This window comes from Acidovorax sp. KPB24-03 (assembly GCF_057546605.1).
On the sequence record NZ_BAAJYR010000677.1, the window covers coordinates 1 to 1,285 of the forward strand.

The window sequence follows — 1,285 nt, forward strand, 5'->3', positions numbered from 1 at the left end:
GCCGCAGGGCCGCGTCCCGCGCACCGCGGCGCTGCCCGCGACCGATGCCGACGACGGCCTGCTGAGCGACAACGACATGTACGAGCGCATGGTCTCGGCCATCCTGGACCATCGCCTGCCGCCCGGCACCAAGCTGGTGGAAGACAAGCTGGCCATGGCCTTCGGCGTGTCGCGCACCCGCGTGCGGCCGGTGCTGGTGCGCCTGGCGGGCGAGCAGGTGGTCACCCTCACGCCGCGCCGTGGCGCCTCCATCGCCCAGCCCACGGTGCAGGAGGCGCGCGAGGTGTTCGAGGCGCGCCGCCTGATCGAGCCGCGCCTGGTGTCGCTCTTCGTGGAGACGGCCACCGCGCAGGACGTGGCCTGGCTGGTGCAGAGCGTGGCCGACGAGGAGGCCTCGCGCCAGGCGGGCGACATGCGCCGGGCGATCCGGCTGTCGGGGGACTTTCACCTGCACATCGCGCAGGCGGCCGGCCACCAGACGCTGGGGCGCATCCTGCGCGAGCTGGTGTCGCGCACATCGCTCATCCTCATGACCTACAGCCCCAGCCATGTGCAGGCCCGCGAAGAGGCCACGGCCTGCGGCTGCCGCGAGCACCGCGCGCTGATCGACGCGATCCGCCTGCGCGATGCGGGCGAGGCCGCGCGGCGCATGCTCGACCACCTGGCGCGCATCGAATCGCAGCTCGAATTCACGCCCCCTCAGGACGCGGCGCCGGATCTGGTGCAACTGCTGGGTGCGGGCCGCGCGGCCTGACGCGCCGCGCACCCGGACAACAAGGCAACGCATGCGCCAACTGCTCGTCATCAACCCCAACACCTCGGCCAGCGTGAGCGCCTTGCTGCAGCGCCATGTGCAGGCCGCCGCCGGATCGCACGTGCAGGTGCGAACGGCCACGGCCCGGTTCGGCGCGCCCTACATCGCCTGCGAGGCCAGCTACGCGGTGGCCTCTCATGCGGCGCTGGACGCCTGGGCCGCTGCGCTGGCGGACGGCGGCCGCGCGCCCGATGCGGTGCTGGTCGGCTGTTTCGGAGATCCGGGCCTGATGGCGCTGCGCGAGAGCAGCCCGGTGCCGGTGACCGGGCTGGCCGAGGCCTCTTTCATCACGGCGGCGCGGCAAGGGCGCTTCGGCATCGTCACCGGCGGCGAGCGCTGGGGCCCGATGCTGCAGCGCCTGGCACAGGCACTGGGGCATGCGCCCATGCTGGCGGGCATCCACACGGTGGCACCCACCGGCGCGCAACTGGCCGCGGACCCTGCGGCGGCGCGGGCGCTGCTCGCCCAGGC

At 73.9% G+C, this 1,285-nt stretch carries 2 protein-coding genes; both read left to right on the top strand.

The features are described 5' to 3' along the window. Positions 1 to 76: 76 nt before the first annotated feature. On the top strand, positions 77 to 754 hold the full coding sequence (locus AC27KI_RS25120) for a GntR family transcriptional regulator (RefSeq protein ID WP_284399561.1): 678 nt from the start codon (positions 77 to 79) through the stop codon (positions 752 to 754). Positions 755 to 785: 31 nt separating this feature from the next. Then, positions 786 to 1,285, top strand: a 500-nt coding sequence (locus AC27KI_RS25125; RefSeq protein WP_487116501.1) for an aspartate/glutamate racemase family protein, incomplete at its 3' end; no start/stop codon positions are given.